The organism is Neobacillus sp. NPDC058068 (assembly GCF_042885335.1).
Classification (GTDB): domain Bacteria; phylum Bacillota; class Bacilli; order Bacillales; family Cytobacillaceae; genus Neobacillus.
Genome location: NZ_JBHVSI010000019.1, coordinates 56,152 through 72,672, shown reverse-complemented (window position 1 = coordinate 72,672; position 16,521 = coordinate 56,152). Strand labels below are relative to the sequence as shown.

Sequence of the window (16,521 nt, the reverse complement as noted above, 5' to 3'; positions counted from 1 at the left end):
CTACTCCTCTTTCAAAAAGTTAAGATGATTGACAACTCGTCCTGCTCTTCCTTTTGTGGTGACCGCTTGGGAAAGAGAGTTTAAGATTGCTTCTTCTGAAGCCTCGGCTGCCGCGGTAAATAACTGGTTCATTATCTGGTGGTCTTCGCGAACTTGAATCCGCATCTCCGTCAATTCCTCTGAAAAATGGGGAATTATCTGTGCGGTAGAAAATGCAATGACAATATCACCGCTGCCATGGCTAAAATGACTGCCCGTTCTGCCAAGACCAATTCCACAGCGTTTGGCAACACGCTCTAACTGACGGTCACTTAACGGTGCATCTGTTGCAAGCACGATAATAATCGAACCATCGGATGTTTCGGAAAGTCCGTCCGTCCCATCATATTGAAAGGTACGAAACTCTTCCTTTTTACCAAAATTACTAAGAACTAAACAGCCAAGGGTGTATTCTTCAAACATCCGTGATGAAGAACCAATCCCACCCTTATAACCAAAACAAATCATTCCTTTACCGGCACCAACTGCCCCCTCCTCCGCCTGCTGGTTGGAAGCATTCTTGATTGCCTCTTTCGCATGCTCCGGTTTAACCGGGAACTGACGAATTGAATTTAAATAGCTGTCATTGCATTCCCCTACAACAATATTAAGGGTTCCTGTGGTATCGCCAATTTCCACATTATCCGCTAGCATATACTCAAGCGTTCCTTGGGTCACGGCAGGTACTGCGAAGGTGTTCGTCAACATAATCGGCGATTCAAGCACCCCTAATTCATTTAGCTGGACAAGCCCCGTCGTTTTCCCAAAACCATTGATCACATAACTTGCAGCTGTTACTTTCTCTTCAAACAAATTACCTCCGTGAGGCAAAATTGCCGTTACCCCTGTACAGGCATACTCACTTCCATCTTTATCAAGAGAGAAATCAAGTGTCACATGACCAACCATGACACCATCAACATCCGTAATGCAGTTCTTAGCCCCGCTTGGCAGTTTTCCTATCGTAATTCCTGCGTTTCTAACTTTCATCGCCCTACCCCTGGTCGAAGGTCAAGGAAGTTTTGGCTGGCAAAACCCCTTACCTCCTCTTCTTTAAAGTGCTTTAACAATTCATTAATGAGATTTTGACTTTTTGAAGCGTCCTCTAAATTCGTGACAAAGGTTGAAATGCCGTCAAAATCGGAACCAAGTCCGATTTGCTTCACCCCGCCTAATGAGCAAAAATGATCAATATGCTTAACTAGGTCGGTAATCGTTGCCTCTCCTGATTCTTTTATAAAAGGCGGATGGTAAACAACATGAATCAATCCACCTTTGGCAAACATTGCTCTCGCCTGTTCATCTGTTAAGTTACGCGGATGATGGCAAAGCGCCCTTGCGTTGGAATGGCTGGCAATCGGATATTTGGCTAATTCAATGACCTCCCAAATCCCCTTGTCACTTAAATGAGAGACATCTGTCAGGTTCTGATGCTTGTTATTAAACTCGACAATCTCCTTTCCAAACAGCGTAAGCCCGGCCCCTCGTGGTTCACCGGCACCGTCCGCCGCGAGGTTTGCATTATTCCAAGTTAGACCAACAGATCGGACACCAAGCCGATAAAGAATATCGAGCTTAGTTAAGTCGTTGCCAAGCGCATCCACGCCTTCAAGCGTTAACATCGCACCAATCTGACCAATTTTGAGCCAGTCAAAATCAGACCATTCTTTTATATGAACCATATCTGGATTTTTCCCAAGCACTTCCTTGTAAAAATAATCGATTTGCTCAAGGGCAACCTGGAATTTCTGATCGCCCTTAATTTCCGGTTCAATGAAAATGGCAAAGCATTGTACCTTAACTTTCCCCTTATGTAATCGAGTTTTATTTGTTTGCAATTCAGGCGCATCCGCAAATCGTAATTTCCCTTTTGCTTCTTGGAGTTTCATCAATGCGTCACAATGCAGGTCAATGATATTCATATAGCGTGGACTCCTTTTTATTCAAAGTTTAACATACGAAAAGAGCCAGGGTAAAAATTCCCCTAGCCCAATTCTCTATTTGTTTGTACTTTCTACACGCGTCTTTTCTCGAAACAGCACGTGCTCCAGCAATAAACAGAAAATTAATCCGACGAGCAATCCATTGGCGACGATGTTGCGAAGCCATGGAGCGACACTTTCAAACGCTTCAGGAGGCAAAAACATCATCCCAATTCCGACCATTAGTGAAAGGCCGATGACCAATAAATTTCGAGCAGACGGCTCCTGCCCCATAAGATCGCGAATACCAAAGCCCATCATTTGCGAAAAGGGAATAAACAAGGAAGCATAGGCAACTTCTAATGGCAGAGTAGCTAAAAACCCGCCAATATACGGGAAAAATCCCGCAGCCATAATTAAGACTGCGCCAATAATCAACGGACGCATTTTTTTAATACCTGTTGTTGTAATAAATCCAGCCGAGACGGACAAGGGAACCACTCCAACAACGGAAAAAATACCAGAAACAAGTAAATTTAAGCCATTTCCAAAAATACCCTTTTGATACTGTTTTGGCTTCACTTCTTTTTCTAAGGCAATTCCAACCACTAAAATACTGGCAATGACGTTCGAAATCAGAACGATTGAAGTAATAATCGATGTCAGCACAATCCCTACATCAAATTTAGGGAAGCCCCACTCTAAAAGTTGCGGAATTGCAAACCAGCTTGCTGGCTCATAAGCTTTTCCTACATGATTGAATCCGAAGAAATGGAACAGCGACCAGCCGACAACAATCCCAATAAGTGGCCCCATGCTCTTCCAAATACCTTTTGCTTTCAAGGAAATTAATAGGATAATGACAATTTCAATGAAACAAATTCCAGCAATTTTCCCATTTAGCTGGCTTGTTGCGGTGATGCCGAGAATACTTTTGAAAAAGGAGCCGCTTAGTTGGGCAACCAGTAGGATTAAATAAACCCCTGTCACGATTGGGGTAAATAGATTGCGGACTTTTTCAATGATTGGCAGAAAACCTAGGATGGCAAGAAATAAACCGGCAATGATAAGCCCCATTTCTAATTGCTGCAACAGCAAACCTTGTTCTCCTGGAGCACACATCGTCCCCAGGAGAATAAAGATGGCCCACCACATTCCGGCCGCTCCTTCGACAACAGGCAGACGATGACCAATAAATACTTGGATTAACGTGGCGGCGCCAGAGACCAAAAGCATCCGCTGCATAAAGGTCGAAATTTCTGCTGGCGACATATGAAAGGCTGCTCCAACAACAACTGGCACAGCGATAATATTCGTGAGCATAAAGACTGCCCACTGGATGCCCTGAACTCCTGACAAAAAGCCGCTATCTTTTTTGGTTAAGTTATTCATTATTTAAAACACCTTCTTTTTTATAAAAAACTGATTTCTGCTTTTCTACTTTTTTACTATAATAGCGATCGAGAAAATATCCATTTGTTGAGGCCAGGACTTGTTGAAATAGCATGCCTACAACTACCGGAACGGCAACTGCTGCCGGAAAAAAGGAGACGGCAAGTACAGCACCGGCACTGATATTTCTCATTCCGCCCGAGAAGGTCAGTGTGATGACCGTATCTCGATCCCTTTTCATTAACAGGCCCAACAGGAAGGAAAACAAGTACCCTGTTAAGGCGATGAAAAAGACGGTCATCGTAATACTTACAAGTTTCATATTTATATGTTTCAAATAGGGAGCAACAACTGCCCCGTTAAGCATGACAACAAAGCCGATACTTATTTTGGAAAAAGGAGCGAGATGAATTCCCAATTGATTGTTAATTTTCCCCTTTGTTACTTGATTTAACAACATTCCAATCAGGGAAGGGATGACAACCATGCCCAGGAGACCCTTCATAATATGCAGGAAATCCATTTCCACTTGTTGGCCGATAAATAGCGAAAGCGAGATCGGCACAAGGATTGGCGAAAGCAGGGTGTCAATTAAAATAACCGATAAAACTAGCGGTATGTTTCCTTTATAGATGGATACCCAAATGAAACTCGTGACCCCAGTTGGGATGACCATTCCCAAAATGAGCCCGGTAATCGTGTAAGCATCACCAGAAAAAGCGATATGTCCGATGCCCCAGGCCCAAATCGGCATCAAGGCATGTAAGATCAACATCGCTAGGAAAATTGGAAATGGATGTACCATAACTTCTTTTATTGAATGAAAATTGGAACTTAAACTACCGGCAAAGGTCATAAAGGCAAAAATCCAAGGAATTAAAAAGGAGAAATCCTTCAGATAAGCACTGAGCAGTACACCCGTCACAACACTAACGGGAGTAATAAGAGGCATGATTTTTTCTAGTTGTTTATTTAACTTTTGCAGCATGTTTTGCCTCTCCCTCTAGTCCTTCAGTGAACTCATATAGGTCTTCCAAGCGGTAAGACCTCCGTCTAAAACAGTTACTTTATAATCGCGGTTATCGAGAATTTCTGCACATTTTGCGGCAGAATTCCCCGTTGTGCAGGTGACGATGATCTCCGTTGCTTTAGGTAAGGATAGCTTAGTATCTGATTCGTCCTCTTCAAGATCAAAGATAGTCGTCTTAGGGATGTTACGACTTTCTTCTATATGAAACTCATGGTATTTTTCTTCTGCCCGAACATCGAGAAGGACTAGTTTATCTCCACCTTTCATCCGTTCATGGAGCTCTTTCGGTGTAATTCTTTTAATTGTCATTCCGCACACCTCCATTACAAAGAATACCATAATTTCTTTTCAAATAAATCATGGGCTTAATAAAAATATTTCGGAAATCGATAAATTGGAGGAGAGAAATACGTCTCAAGCCTTAGGAAAAAATAATTCCCTAGTTCATTGAGGAAAAACGAAGGATTTCTTATCATAAATATAGAAGATAGTTGAAAAAGGGGATGGAAAACAGTGAAAAGAATTTTGATACTTTTATTGGTCATTACCGGGCTATATATTGTCTTTAATCAGTCCGTTCATTTCAATCTGTTTGGCAGCAACAGCAATACCAACACAGACGGGCAGGCTGCCATAACAAAAAACACCAAGGTGCTTGCGATTGATGTATCGAGTGGAAATACAACCATAATTCCTGAAGACAGAAAAGATTTGAAAGCTGTTTATACGGGAAAACAAATGCTGACCGTTAAGGAAGATGGAGATACAGTCGAAGTTACACTTAAAAGCAAGGGCTTTAATTGGTTTGACTGGAGCGCCTTTTCCGAAAAGAGTAAGTTGACAATCTACATTCCGAAAGATTATCAGCGAAACATGTCCATCGATTTGGGCTCGGGAAATATCGATTTTTCCGGGGAGTCAAAAAACAAGCCGGTAAAGTTGGAAGAATTAACAATCAATATTGGATCTGGCAACATGAAACTCAAAAACCTGAACGTAAAGCAATTTGACCATGGCGGCGGGTCAGGGAATGTGGATATCGATTCATTAATAACGAAAACAGGCACTTTTGATATTGCCTCTGGCAATCTTGATATCCAGCATTATACCGGAGCAATAAATGTGGAAGTATCATCCGGAAGGCTTAATATTCAACTGGATAAGTTAATTGATTCCATTAAAATGGATGTAAGTTCCGGGAATGCCGAACTCAACTTACCGGATAAGGCTGATTTCACTTTAAATGGGCATGTGAGCAGCGGAAATATCTCCTGCGATTTCCCATTAACAACAAAGGACCTAAACAAGAAATCAATTAAAGGTACTCACGGCTCAGGTAAGTATCAAATCGAGCTAGATGTCTCAAGCGGCAACATCAGAATTCATTAATTTTAAAAGGGCACTTGGATTCCCATTCCAAGCGCCCCTTTTTACTCCAAAAATGACAAGTAACCATTATTCCTATAAATTCATAACGTATAGTGCCTGCCGCAAAAACGGATTAGGTTTCGTATGGAAGGAGAGTGGTCACATGTATCAACACCCATTTCATTATCAAACCTGTCCATGGGTTCCGTTTTATCCGACATATATGGTTACCTATCAACTTCCCCGTACTTATCCGCCAGTGGATACCAAAATATTTGCCAGCTCAGTCAAATCGTTTCGGTTATTAATGGAACAAGGAAGTATTTTACTAGATAGATTGGGCAATTTAGCGTTTGCCCATAAAATGATGACTGCCGCCCAGCAAGGGAAAAATGCCGAGGTCGACAGGATGATTAAATCCATTGGCCTAAAAGTCCCCGTAACAACCCAGTTTTCTCCTACTGGTGTGAATTTCATATTATCAACTGATCCCAGCCAAAACCAATCAGTTAATTGCTGCTCCTTAACCATTTCAATGAAATGGGGAAGATGATTATCCTGTTTGTTTTCATTGGAGATTATTTTCTATTCTTATCTTATTGAATTAGGTGTAAAATGAAACTTTAATAAGTTAATAGAAAATAGGAGTATCACCTTTGGAAAATCTGACTAATAAGTATCAAGAACAATCCCTTTTCAGTATCTCTTGGCCGCTCTTTATTGAGCTGGCTCTTCATATGGGTATGGGCATCATTGCTACATTTATGTTAAGTCACTACTCGGACGCTGCCGCTGCTGGAGTAGGCGTCGCGAATCAGCTTTTGAATATATTTATTTTAGTGTTCACCGTGACTTCGATAGGCGCAACGGTATTAATCAGCCAAAACCTCGGAGCAGGACGCCTGAAAAAAGCAAGACAGTTATCCCGCTCTGTATTCGGCTTGAATTTTTGGTTTGGGATTATTGTATCCATCATTGTTTTCCTCTTTGGAGAACAGCTGTTACGTCTATTCGACATTCAGGGAAAAGTATTTGAATACGGACTTACGTTTGTCCGAATTTGCGGTATCTCCCTCTTTTTCGAATCAATTTCACTGGCGTTAAGTGCCGTTCTGCGCAGTCATGGGTATACAAAGGAATCAATGGTCGTGACCGTGGTCATGGACCTGATCAGCGCTGGCGGAAATATCATCGCTATTTCAGGAGTTTTTGGCTTACCCATTACAGGAGTAACCGGTGTTTCGTGGGCTATTGTTGGGGCGCGTGCCTATGCAGTATGTGCACTCATCTACCTCGTGTACAACAGGCTTGCTTTGAAACTAACGATCAGTGATATTTTTAAAGCAAAAAAAGCGGATATGAAAGAACTGCTTTCGATTGGAATTCCTTCAGCGGGTGAAAATCTTTCCTATCAATTGTCTCAACTCGTGATAACAAGCTTTGTCGTTTCGATGGGCACTGCTTCCCTTGCAGCGCGTGTCTATATTTTAAACATTAACATGCTCTGTTATTTATTCACACTAGCGATTGCTCAAGGCACGCAATTGCTTGTAGCCCGTTATATTGGCGGCAGCCAGTTCAGCCGGGCACTTCAGCGCGGCATTCGTACATTAAAGATTGCCATGGTCGCCTCGTTAGTTACATCATTAATGATCGCCCTAATCGGCTCGCCTATTTTGGAGACCTTTACGATGGACCCAATGATCATTGCGATTGGTTTGCCTGTATTATGGGCAATTGTGTTTGTTGAACCGGGCAGAGCGATGAATATTGTCTTGATGAGTTCGTTAAAGTCAGCTGGCGATGTTCGGTTCCCCGTTATAATTGGAATCATCTCGATGTGGGGTGTCGCAGTTTCGCTTAGCTACCTGCTTGGGGTTCATTATGGCTTAGGACTGTTAGGGATATGGCTCGCACAAGGGACAGACGAATGGCTCCGGGGCTGCTTTGCCTTGAGACGCTGGCTGATGAAACCTTGGGAGCGGAGAAAAAAAGTGAAGGGTCTTGCTTTACGTTAATTATTTTAAAAAAAGTGGAATCCCGCTTATATCGGGATTCCACTTTTGCGATTGAAGAGGTACTCGTTCATTTGCTCGACTGGAATAGGTCTGCTAAATAAATATCCTTGACCAGTTCTGCAGTCATTTTTCTTTAAGAAGGAAAGCTGTTCATCAGTCTCGATTCCTTCTGCAATAACGGCAAAGTTTAGGTTTAGCCCCATATCAATAATGGTTTTCACCATTATTCCCTGGTTTGAATGGTAAAGAATATCATCGACAAACGACTTATCGATTTTGATTTTATCAATTGGGAGATGCAATAAATAACTTAACGAAGAATAACCTGTCCCAAAATCGTCAATCGAAAGCAGGACGCCCAGCTCTTTCAATTGATTTAAAATAATCATTGAATTCTCAAGGTTTTGCATAATACTTTCGGTAATTTCCAGTTCTAAGTGGTTCGCTTCAAGTCCGACTTCAGCTAAAACATTGGAAATATACTCGACAAAGTGATCATCCTCAAATTGACGAACAGAAACATTAACAGCGATTGGAAAATTATGAAATCCTGCATTCTCCCATGCTTTTCTTTGTTTGCAAGCTTCCTGCAAAACCCATTTACCAATTGGAACAATCAACCCAGTTTCCTCTGCCAGCGGGATAAATTCAGAAGGGGCAATAAAGCCAAGTTCAGGATGCTGCCAACGAATTAATGCTTCTATCCCTACTAATCCCCCTGTTGCCAAGCACACCTGCGGCTGATAATAAAGCATCAGCTGATTCTGCTCCAACGCTTTTCTTAAGCCGTTTTCCAGCTCCATTTTCCGAATCGATATCCCATTCAAATTCGAGGAATAGAAACAAAAGTTATTTCCTCTTTCTTTTGCTTGGTACATCGCAGTATCGGCATTTTTTATTAACGTTTCCTCATCCATTCCATTAATAGGGAAAATGCTGATTCCAATACTTGGAGTGACATAAAATTCCTGATTATTTACTTCTAATGGATAAGAGAATTCGTTCAGAATCTGCTTGGCTACCTTGGTTGTTTTCTCTTTGTCGATGTCCTCGAGCAAAATAATAAATTCATCTCCGCCCTGTCTAGAGACAAATCCTTCATTTTGAACGGCCATTTCTAACCTATTCGCAACTTTTTGGAGAATGACATCCCCTACTGTATGACCTTTCGTATCGTTAATAATCTTAAAACGATCCAAGTCTAAAAATAAGACAGCAAGCATTTGGTCATCTTGTTGTTTTAACGCTTCGTTCAAGTGGTGTCTAAACCTATTGCGATTTGGCAAGCCTGTCAACGAATCAAAATAGGCCATATTTTGAATCGTTTTCTCGGCTTTCTTGCGCTCGGAAATGTCCCTTCCGACCACTTGAACGGCAAACCTGCCCTCATAAAATATGGACGTAGCGGCCATTTCCACATCAATCGTCTCTCCATCAAGCCGTTTTGCCTGAAATTCAAATCTTACTCGTTCTGGTTCACGATTATCCATTCTGCCTACTTTACTTTTTATGGTCTCAATAATTTGCGAAGAAGCAAATTTCAATGCAGACTCGCCAATGACTTCATCAGGGCTGGTTGCCCCTACTAATTTCCAGCCGGCTTCATTCATATATTCTATTTTTTTGCTGCCTACGACGGCGATGATGTCAGGGGACATTTCTACTAAACTGCGATAGCGGTCTTCACTTTCCTTGCGATCGGTAATATCAAACAAGACACTATTAAAATCAACAAAATTTCCCCGTTTATCTAACGTTGGAAAACCCCTGTCCTGGATCCAGCGCACTTCCCCATCGGGACGAATGATCCGGTATTCACTTGTGACCGTTTCCCCGGCAGCAAATTTCTTTTCTCTTGCTTGAACTATATATAAATCATCTGGATAGATCACTTTTTTCCAGAGGTCAAAATCGTTATAAAAATCCTTATATGAATAGCCATATAACTTTTCAATCCCTGGAGTAATTAACAACTTATCTGACTTTAAATCATGCGACCAAATGGCGACATCTAGTGTATCAAAAATATTTTTCAATTTAAGTTTATTTTCCCGAAGCTCTTCACTTATTTCTCGCCCCTTGTTTAAAGTGCGAATAAGATAAGGTAACGTTCCGATAAGAATGAATAGGGAAATATACTTAATGAACGTGATCGACGGAAAAAAGCATGATATAACCACATCTAGCAGCACTACACTGCATAGCAAACAAAATATTAGTAACCAACGAAGTCTTTCATTTACTTTTTTGCGGGTTCCCATGTTTGTTTTCTCCCTACGTCATAAAAAATATGAGTCATCTTTAAAGTAACAAAAATTCACTTATTTAACAATAATAGCTTTATAAAAACGGAAGCGATTACACCCATACCCATATATTGTGGATGTAAGGCTTGTTGGTTTTTATCAGTGGAATATCCCACCTGATATAACAGCTTTTTGGGAGCTGTTCATTTTTTTGTCAAAAAGTTTCGAACAAACTTTGAACTTATCACTATTGCCATGTTTTTTATGTGGAAATCTAATATATTGGAAGTAGAAAGAAACAAATAAAAAAAGGAAAGGCGGAATGAAACATGTTTAACAAATTATTAAGAGAGAATAAGATTTCAGCAGTCATCCTAACAGTCATTCGTTTATACCTCGGATATTCTTGGTTCACAGCAGGTTTACACAAAATTACAGGAGGCTTTGACGCTGCAGGATTCTTAAAAGGAGTAACAGCGAATCCCGTTAAAGGACCAGACGGCGCCGTAGTCTACGGCTGGTATGTGGAATTCTTAAAAAGCTTTGCCCTTCCAAACGTAGATATCTTTAACTTTATTGTCCCTTGGGGTGAACTATTAATTGGCTTAGGACTTCTCTTAGGCTGCTTAACGACAGCAGCTATGTTCTTTGGCTTAGTGATGAACTTTAGCTTCTTCCTAGCAGGTACTGTATCTCACAACCCAACAGACATCTTCTTAGGCTTTATCATCTTAACAGCTGGTTATAATGCTGGTAGAATCGGTTTAGACAGATGGGTCATTCCTTTCATCAGAAAGATGGGCAAAAAGTATACTGGTAACGAAAAATCTAACGTAGTCGCTTAAATTAACCACCAACAAAAAGACGATTCGAGTGCCAAATCGTCTTTTTGTTATTTCCTTTTGCTACTACACCCACCACATTTGCGATACGGGATCTTCAATTAAAACTGATTTTAAATTAATAGTAGCACGTTTGAAACCTTCTTCGATCGACATGATCGGGTCCTCATGCTCAATGCTGACTACATAATCGTAACCATAGGTTCGAAGTGCGCTCATCATGTCAGACCATTCTTTTAAACTATGGCCGCAGCCAACCGAACGGAAGGACCATGCCCGCGAACGCACTTCCCCATATGGCTGCATATCAGTTAAACCATACATATTCACATTTTCCTGATCAATGGATGTGTCTTTCGCATGGAAATGGTGGATCGCATTTTCTTTTGCTAAAATTTTAATCGCGGCAACAGGGTCAATTCCCTGCCACCATAAATGACTTGGATCTAAGTTAGCGCCGATTGCATCACAGGTTTCCTCACGTAATTTTAACAACGTATATGGTGTATGCACTAAAAAGCCGCCATGAAGCTCAAGACCAATTTTCACATTATGATCTTTTGCATATTGACCAACTTCTTTCCAATATGGAATCAATTTCTCTTCCCATTGCCACTTTAACACGTCACCATATTCATTCGGCCATGGTGTAACCGGCCAGTTAGGAAATTTCGCTCCTTCATGATCACCCGCCGTTCCTGAAAAACAGTTGACAACTGGAACACCTAATAGCGAAGCAAGTTTAATCGTTTTTAAAAGAGTTTCCTGAGACTGATTTGCAAATTCTTTTTCAGGAGAGATCGGGTTACCGTGGCAGCTGAATGCGCTAATCATCAGCCCACGGTCCTCGACTTTTCGGATATACTCCCTGCGCGCTTTTTCACTTTCTAGTAATCCATCTAAATCACAATGGTTATTTCCAGGATAACACCCGGTTCCGATTTCCACCGCATTTAGACCAGCTTCCTTTACAGTATCCAGCATTTCTTCGAATGATTTTTCAGCAAATAAAACGGTAAATACACCTAGTTTCATAAAGTAGTTCCTCCATTCTCATATATCTGGTCAATAATTTGCGAAACTTGAAGTGCTTCCTCAGGTTTTACAACCAGCTCTTCCAATCCTAGACATGCATCGATAAAATTCTTCGCCTGCGGCAGTCCTGGATTTTCCTCGCCCGGAATCCAAGTAGCCTCACTATTTAACAGCATTCCGTTCTTTGTCGTGTATACCTCAAACGGGAAAACACTTAAACCGCCGTCCACACCGGAAATGCTTAAATGCTCTTGATCGTCTTTGATATTCGCCGCCCAAGAGGTTTCGAACAACACCGAAGCCCCATTTTCAAATTTAAGATAAGCTGTGACATGATCATCGACATTAAACGATTCGTGATCAAACGAACCCCATTGGTTCACTTGATTAGGTATTTTACTTAACCTGTTATACGTGGTGCCTGACACTGCAATATGTTTTGGATTTCCCATCAGCCAAAGGGCTAAATCGAGAAGATGACAGCCATAATCAATCAGGCTGCCGCCGCCTTGAAGGTTTTTATTGGTAAAAACGCCCCATCCTGGTACTTTGCGGCGTCTCAAGGCTTGGACTCTCACCACCAGCGGAGTCCCTACTTCATCCATCGCTTTCTTAGCCGCCACAGCTTCCTTCATAAAACGGTAGTGGTAAGCAATCGCCAGTACTTTATCCGCTTTTTTGGCCGCCGCGATCATGGCCTCGCATTCCTTTGCACTTAGAGCCATCGGCTTTTCACACAAAACATGGACTCCGGCTTTAAAGGCAGCAACCGTAATCTCGGCGTGGAATTTATTTGGTGTACAAATACAAACAGCATCCACTTCTGAAAAGAGATCACGGTAATCAGCAAAGACGTGAGGGATGTTATATTTTTCGGCTATCTCTTTTGCTCGGTCGATATTCACATCACTTAGGGAAGTTATTTCACATATGTCACGAAGCTGAAGAAATGCAGGGATATGACGGCCTTGGGCAATGCCGCCAACCCCAATAATTCCGATGCGAAGTTTTATCATTCTTTCACTCTCACAATTTGTTTTGTTTCATTTGATTCAAGCGCTGCCAAAATAACCAATAATGATTTCATTCCTTCTTCACCAGGGACGGGCGGCTCTTGGTCATTAAGAATCGAATCCACAAACTTCCCGATCACTTGGGAATTATTTTGTCCGCCCTCATCATTAGACTGGATTTTTCCAAGCTGATAATTCACCACTTCCCCGTTCGCATATTGGACAACAAGCGAATTAACCGGGTCATCTTCTAAACGAAGAATCGCTTTTTCCCCGTAAATAATCGTCGAGTTATCTTCTTTACTAACATAAGCCCAGCTTGCAGCAAGTGTTCCGATAATCCCACTTTTTGTCTTTAATACACAAACGGCATTGTCATCAACATCAGCGAAATCCTTTGCGCTCGTTTCCACAAAGGAACCTACTTCGACAATTTCTTCCCCTAACAAATACCGCAGCAAATCCGTCTTGTGAACACCTAGATCGCCCATCGCCCCAACGAATGCTTTTTCTTTTTGGAAAAACCAGCTCTCTTTTCCGTCAACACTCCAACCTTCTGGGCCGCCATGTCCGAATGCCGTACGGAAACTATAAATTTTACCAATTTCGCCGCTAGCAATTAACTGACGTGCTCTTTGATGAGACGGGACGAAGCGCTGATTATGAGCGATCATTAACTTTTTACCGCTCTCCTTCGCTGCTGAAATCATCGCTTCTGCTTCTTGCTTAGATGTTGCCATCGGTTTTTCACAAAGAACATGAACACCAGCATTTAATGCAGCAATGGAGATTGGGGCATGAAGATAGTTTGGAGTACAAACACTTACTGCGTCCACTCCACCATTTTTCAATAATTCTTCATAGCTTGTATATGCCACGGCATCGAATTTTTCAGCTACTTCTATTGCACGCTCTACGTTAATATCACAAACTGCCACAAGCTCCACTTGTTTATTTGCTTTAAATTCTGGTAAATGGCGGTGCTGGGCTATACTGCCGCATCCGATTACTCCGACTCTTAGCTTTTCCATTATATTTGTCCCCCTTTGATTTCTTCTAGCGGTTTCGCGTTTCCATAGACTGGGCGCTCACGCTTGACAGGCTGTGCCCATTTCACCGCATTGATAATGACGCGCTGAATTTGTTTATTATGATAGGTTGGATACGTTTCATGGCCTGGTCTAAAATAAAACACTTTTCCATTCCCGCGTTTGTATGTGATTCCGCTGCGGAATACTTCGCCGCCTTCAAACCAGCTTGTAAAAATAAGCTCATCAGGCTGAGGGATATCAAAATGCTCGCCATACATTTCTTCTTTTTCTAATTCAATATATTCAGAGATTCCTTCTGTAATCGGGTGGCTTGGGCTTACAACCCAAAGACGCTCTTTTTCATCCGCTTCGCGCCACTTTAAATCACAGCTTGTTCCCATTAACGTTTTAAAAATTTTTGAGAAATGCCCGGAGTGAAGAACAATTAACCCCATTCCATCAAGAACACACTGCTGGACCTTTTGCACAATTTCATCGGTAACTTCACCATGTGCAAGATGCCCCCACCAAACTAATACATCCGTATTAGCAAGTACCTCGTCCGTTAAGCCGTGATCCGGCTCATCTAGAGTAGCTGTTCTTGTATGGATCCCTTCTGATTGAAGGAATTCAGTGATTGCCCCATGGATACCTCTTGGGTATATATCCCTGACAACCGGATTTTTTTGTTCGTGACGGTTTTCATTCCATACAGTTACTCTCAACATAAAACAAACCACTCCTTATAATCGATTTCTTTAACTTTTATTTTAGAGAATAAGAAATTTATGAAAAGCTTCCATTGATGCGTAGTGCGGAAAAAATTGAACTAGATGGATTACTTAATCTGTAATGCTTTCAAGTAATTCATACTGATTTCAATACTTTCAAAGGGCGTGAGACGGCTCATATCCTGCTCGATTACCCACCATTGAACACCGGCTTCTTTTCCCTTATTTAGTACAGCTTCAATATCAACCCCACCTGTTCCAAGCTCGGCAAAAAATTGTTCCTCGTCTGTCGTCATATCTTTCAAATGAATGAGCGGGGTTCGACTTTTATAGCGATCCATCCACTCAACCGGCTGTTCACCTGCTTTTGTCAACCAATATACATCCAGCTCTGTATGTAGATTATCTGCATATGTATCATTAAAAATAGTTTCAAGTGCCGTTCTGCCATCGGACAAACGCTCCAGTTCAAAATCGTGGTTGTGATAGCAAAGCGTGATGCCTTCACTAAGACATGTTTCACCAGTCTGATTTAAAAAAGGAATAAGGGCTTGGTAATCCTCTTCCCTTCGACAATCCGGCGGTAAGTAAGGGCAGACCACATACTTACTTCCTATTATTTTCTGCTCTTCAATGACCCCAGTTAAATTGTTTTTTAATTGTTCAAGCGGTACATGACTTGCCGCTGCCTGAAGACCATACTCATCCAATAACGCTTTTACTTCTTTTGCAGTTAATCCGCCATACCCGGCAAATTCAACACCATCGAAGCCAAGCTCTGCCACTTTTTTTAATGTACCGGCAAAATCCTTTTCACTTTCTTCCCGCAATGTGTACATTTGAACAGCTACAGGAATTTTTGTCATCCTAATCCCCCATTTCTACTAACATTACTTATTTGTTTCCATCTTATATTGTGTATCTGCAAATAAACATAGATGATATAATCAATACATCTACTATTTTGCTATTTTTGAATTTTATTATTTTTGAGGGAACTTATGACGACGAACCTATTCTATTGCGGTTATTCTTATCACACAAACGGATATCATTCTCAACATAAAACAGGATACCCCTCGTATCTATTCCGCTTGCAAACAGAAGGGCATTGTGAAGTGGTGGTAAAGGGAAGAAAAATGAACCTCGAGAAAGGCGACCTACTGCTAATTAAACCAGGGGATCACTATGAACTGCTCGTTAAAGAGGGGCAAAACAGTGGGGACTATCACCTAGTCTGTGAAGGCACTTGGGTGGACCAATGGTGGAACCGTTCCACTAAGCCGGATGTCTCCCGCATCGATCTTGATGAAAAGCTGCTAGCCTTATGGCGCCATATCATGATCGAAAAACGCCGTCCAGAGCCCAGTCAAAATGAAGAGCTTACCGGCTATTTGCTGCGAGCTCTCTGTATAACTTTAGAACGTGCCGTCAGCGAAACCGGCACCTCCTTCAGTCATCCGTATTCGGTGACACGGATGATGAGATATATTGAAGAGCATGCTACGACGGCATTTAAATTAGAGGATGTTGCGCGGTATGCTGGGCTTAGTGTTTCCCGATCTGTTCATTTATTCAAAAGCAGTGTCGGGAAAACGATGATAGAATATGCACTAGAAGTACGGCTTTCCGCGGCAATCGAGCGGATGAAATATACCACAATGACACTTGAACATATTGCCGAAGACTGTGGCTTTGGTACCTATCCTTATTTTCACAGGGTCTTTAGAAAGAAGTACGGTGTAGCCCCTGGAGCTTACAGACGTGTAGATTTGACCACTTAGCTGTGGAACTAACTGATTTACCGTTGGATAACATGATGCTCTTACTTGGGGATACGTTAAACCGATCGTA

At 41.7% G+C, this 16,521-nt stretch carries 16 protein-coding genes; 5 read left to right on the top strand and 11 right to left on the bottom strand.

Annotated elements, in window-relative coordinates; genetic code table 11:
• From ACFVSW_RS21035 to ACFVSW_RS21015, 5 genes are all read right to left on the bottom strand, one after another.
• Positions 1-1,029, bottom strand: coding sequence for a DmpA family aminopeptidase (locus tag ACFVSW_RS21035; protein WP_387318571.1), 1,029 nt, complete (start codon positions 1,027-1,029; stop codon positions 1-3).
• Positions 1,026-1,961: a dipeptidase gene (locus tag ACFVSW_RS21030; protein WP_387318570.1), complete on the bottom strand. Its 936-nt coding sequence runs from the start codon at positions 1,959-1,961 to the stop codon at positions 1,026-1,028. The genes ACFVSW_RS21035 and ACFVSW_RS21030 overlap by 4 nt, the downstream gene beginning before the upstream one ends.
• 75 nt (positions 1,962-2,036) lie before the next feature.
• Positions 2,037-3,353: a purine/pyrimidine permease gene (locus tag ACFVSW_RS21025; RefSeq protein ID WP_387318569.1), complete on the bottom strand. Its 1,317-nt coding sequence runs from the start codon at positions 3,351-3,353 to the stop codon at positions 2,037-2,039.
• The gene (locus ACFVSW_RS21020; protein WP_387318568.1) at positions 3,346-4,341 is read right to left on the bottom strand and encodes a bile acid:sodium symporter family protein; all 996 of its coding nucleotides are present in this window, start codon (positions 4,339-4,341) and stop codon (positions 3,346-3,348) included. The genes ACFVSW_RS21025 and ACFVSW_RS21020 overlap by 8 nt, the downstream gene beginning before the upstream one ends.
• 15 nt (positions 4,342-4,356) lie before the next feature.
• Positions 4,357-4,692, bottom strand: coding sequence for a rhodanese-like domain-containing protein (locus ACFVSW_RS21015; RefSeq protein WP_387318567.1), 336 nt, complete (start codon positions 4,690-4,692; stop codon positions 4,357-4,359).
• Between the two features lie 204 nt (positions 4,693-4,896).
• On the opposite strand from ACFVSW_RS21015, the gene liaG reads away from it, so the two are divergent.
• The 3 genes from liaG to ACFVSW_RS21000 all read left to right on the top strand — a co-directional run bounded on the left by liaG (position 4,897) and on the right by ACFVSW_RS21000 (position 7,769).
• Entirely contained in the window at positions 4,897-5,772 is an 876-nt protein-coding gene (gene liaG, locus ACFVSW_RS21010) for a LiaG family protein (RefSeq protein WP_387318566.1), read from the top strand.
• A gap of 142 nt (positions 5,773-5,914) precedes the next feature.
• Positions 5,915-6,304 carry a YuzC family spore coat inner layer protein gene (locus tag ACFVSW_RS21005; protein ID WP_387318565.1) on the top strand — a complete coding sequence of 130 codons (390 nt, stop codon included), beginning with the start codon at positions 5,915-5,917 and terminating at the stop codon, positions 6,302-6,304.
• 103 nt (positions 6,305-6,407) lie between these two features.
• Positions 6,408-7,769 (top strand): MATE family efflux transporter, encoded by a 1,362-nt coding sequence (locus ACFVSW_RS21000; RefSeq protein WP_387318564.1) that lies wholly within the window; start codon positions 6,408-6,410, stop codon positions 7,767-7,769.
• Between the two features lie 26 nt (positions 7,770-7,795).
• Here the strand turns inward: ACFVSW_RS21000 and ACFVSW_RS20995 are convergent, their stop codons facing one another.
• Positions 7,796-10,030: a sensor domain-containing protein gene (locus tag ACFVSW_RS20995; protein WP_387318563.1), complete on the bottom strand. Its 2,235-nt coding sequence runs from the start codon at positions 10,028-10,030 to the stop codon at positions 7,796-7,798.
• Between the two features lie 314 nt (positions 10,031-10,344).
• Between ACFVSW_RS20995 and ACFVSW_RS20990 the strand changes: the two genes are divergently transcribed.
• A complete protein-coding gene (locus ACFVSW_RS20990) occupies positions 10,345-10,860 on the top strand; it encodes a DoxX family membrane protein (protein ID WP_387318562.1) in 516 nt (171 codons plus the stop codon).
• Between the two features lie 63 nt (positions 10,861-10,923).
• On the opposite strand, the gene ACFVSW_RS20985 is transcribed toward ACFVSW_RS20990, so the two are convergent.
• From ACFVSW_RS20985 to ACFVSW_RS20965, 5 genes are all read right to left on the bottom strand, one after another.
• The gene (locus ACFVSW_RS20985) at positions 10,924-11,892 is read right to left on the bottom strand and encodes a sugar phosphate isomerase/epimerase family protein (protein WP_387318561.1); all 969 of its coding nucleotides are present in this window, start codon (positions 11,890-11,892) and stop codon (positions 10,924-10,926) included.
• Positions 11,889-12,908: a Gfo/Idh/MocA family protein gene (locus ACFVSW_RS20980; protein WP_387318560.1), complete on the bottom strand. Its 1,020-nt coding sequence runs from the start codon at positions 12,906-12,908 to the stop codon at positions 11,889-11,891. Before ACFVSW_RS20980 ends, ACFVSW_RS20985 begins: the two co-directional genes overlap by 4 nt.
• Positions 12,905-13,936 carry a Gfo/Idh/MocA family protein gene (locus ACFVSW_RS20975; RefSeq protein ID WP_387318559.1) on the bottom strand — a complete coding sequence of 344 codons (1,032 nt, stop codon included), beginning with the start codon at positions 13,934-13,936 and terminating at the stop codon, positions 12,905-12,907. The genes ACFVSW_RS20980 and ACFVSW_RS20975 overlap by 4 nt, the downstream gene beginning before the upstream one ends.
• The gene (locus tag ACFVSW_RS20970; protein ID WP_387318558.1) at positions 13,936-14,664 is read right to left on the bottom strand and encodes a ThuA domain-containing protein; all 729 of its coding nucleotides are present in this window, start codon (positions 14,662-14,664) and stop codon (positions 13,936-13,938) included. The genes ACFVSW_RS20975 and ACFVSW_RS20970 overlap by 1 nt, the downstream gene beginning before the upstream one ends.
• A 110-nt stretch (positions 14,665-14,774) precedes the next feature.
• Entirely contained in the window at positions 14,775-15,533 is a 759-nt protein-coding gene (locus tag ACFVSW_RS20965; RefSeq protein WP_387318557.1) for a sugar phosphate isomerase/epimerase family protein, read from the bottom strand.
• Between the two features lie 135 nt (positions 15,534-15,668).
• On the opposite strand from ACFVSW_RS20965, the gene ACFVSW_RS20960 reads away from it, so the two are divergent.
• Positions 15,669-16,451, top strand: coding sequence for a helix-turn-helix domain-containing protein (locus ACFVSW_RS20960; protein ID WP_387318556.1), 783 nt, complete (start codon positions 15,669-15,671; stop codon positions 16,449-16,451).
• Positions 16,452-16,521 lie beyond the last annotated feature (70 nt).

What these genes read in the sequence shown, in the direction of transcription:
- ACFVSW_RS21035 (WP_387318571.1), bottom strand. Translation starts at nt 1,029, where the DNA reads ATGAAAGTTAGAAACGCAGGAATTACGATAGGAAAACTGCCAAGCGGG.
- ACFVSW_RS21030 (WP_387318570.1), bottom strand. Translation starts at nt 1,961, where the DNA reads ATGAATATCATTGACCTGCATTGTGACGCATTGATGAAACTCCAAGAA.
- ACFVSW_RS21025 (WP_387318569.1), bottom strand. Translation starts at nt 3,353, where the DNA reads ATGAATAACTTAACCAAAAAAGATAGCGGCTTTTTGTCAGGAGTTCAG.
- ACFVSW_RS21020 (WP_387318568.1), bottom strand. Translation starts at nt 4,341, where the DNA reads ATGCTGCAAAAGTTAAATAAACAACTAGAAAAAATCATGCCTCTTATT.
- ACFVSW_RS21015 (WP_387318567.1), bottom strand. Translation starts at nt 4,692, where the DNA reads ATGACAATTAAAAGAATTACACCGAAAGAGCTCCATGAACGGATGAAA.
- ACFVSW_RS21005 (WP_387318565.1), top strand. Translation starts at nt 5,915, where the DNA reads ATGTATCAACACCCATTTCATTATCAAACCTGTCCATGGGTTCCGTTT.
- ACFVSW_RS20995 (WP_387318563.1), bottom strand. Translation starts at nt 10,030, where the DNA reads ATGGGAACCCGCAAAAAAGTAAATGAAAGACTTCGTTGGTTACTAATA.
- ACFVSW_RS20990 (WP_387318562.1), top strand. Translation starts at nt 10,345, where the DNA reads ATGTTTAACAAATTATTAAGAGAGAATAAGATTTCAGCAGTCATCCTA.
- ACFVSW_RS20985 (WP_387318561.1), bottom strand. Translation starts at nt 11,892, where the DNA reads ATGAAACTAGGTGTATTTACCGTTTTATTTGCTGAAAAATCATTCGAA.
- ACFVSW_RS20980 (WP_387318560.1), bottom strand. Translation starts at nt 12,908, where the DNA reads ATGATAAAACTTCGCATCGGAATTATTGGGGTTGGCGGCATTGCCCAA.
- ACFVSW_RS20975 (WP_387318559.1), bottom strand. Translation starts at nt 13,936, where the DNA reads ATGGAAAAGCTAAGAGTCGGAGTAATCGGATGCGGCAGTATAGCCCAG.
- ACFVSW_RS20970 (WP_387318558.1), bottom strand. Translation starts at nt 14,664, where the DNA reads ATGTTGAGAGTAACTGTATGGAATGAAAACCGTCACGAACAAAAAAAT.
- ACFVSW_RS20965 (WP_387318557.1), bottom strand. Translation starts at nt 15,533, where the DNA reads ATGACAAAAATTCCTGTAGCTGTTCAAATGTACACATTGCGGGAAGAA.
- ACFVSW_RS20960 (WP_387318556.1), top strand. Translation starts at nt 15,669, where the DNA reads ATGACGACGAACCTATTCTATTGCGGTTATTCTTATCACACAAACGGA.